Here is a 545-nt window from a genome sequence, read left to right on the forward strand (position 1 = left end):
GCCCCCTCCGGCCCGTACAGCACCGCTCGGCCGCCCACCCGCTGGGCCAGCTGCCGCAGGACCGCCCGGACCGGATCGGGGCGTGAGGCCGCCGCGGCCAGGCTCTGCTGGGCCTCTGTCACGCGGCGCAGTTCGGTGTGGCGGGCCTGGGCCATGAGTTGCCAGACCGCGCGGGCCACGCCCGAGAAGGTGGTGCGGGGCGGGACCTCCAGGAGCGGGAGGCCGTACGCGTCGCACGCGGCCACCAGGGCGCGCGGCACCGTGTCGTGGACGGGCGCGAGGCCGAAGCCGAGCGCCGTGCCGCCCGCCGCCACGATCCGCGACACGTAGTCGTCGAAGTACGTCCCCGAGCCCGCCGCCTCCGGGATGTGCACCCCGGCCGTCAGCAGCAGCTCGCCGCCCAGCAGGTACGGATACGGATCGGCCATCTCCGAGGTGTGCGCCCAGTGCACGGCCGGGTCCGCGTCCAGGGGCCCGGCGATCTGGCGCAGGCCCAGGTCCTCGCGGGCCAGGAGGGCCGAGAGCGCGGGCATGTCGTAGTCCAG

At 76.3% G+C, this 545-nt stretch carries 1 protein-coding gene; it reads right to left on the reverse strand.

Translation table 11 applies throughout. From position 1 onward, the window contains the following. Window positions 1-533, reverse strand: a 533-nt coding sequence (locus L0P92_RS44845) for a PucR family transcriptional regulator ligand-binding domain-containing protein (protein ID WP_234768862.1), incomplete at its 3' end; no start/stop codon positions are given. Between the last annotated feature and the right edge of the window lie 12 nt (window positions 534-545).

It is taken from the genome of Streptomyces muensis (assembly GCF_021474425.1).
Lineage (GTDB): Bacteria > Actinomycetota > Actinomycetes > Streptomycetales > Streptomycetaceae > Streptomyces > Streptomyces muensis.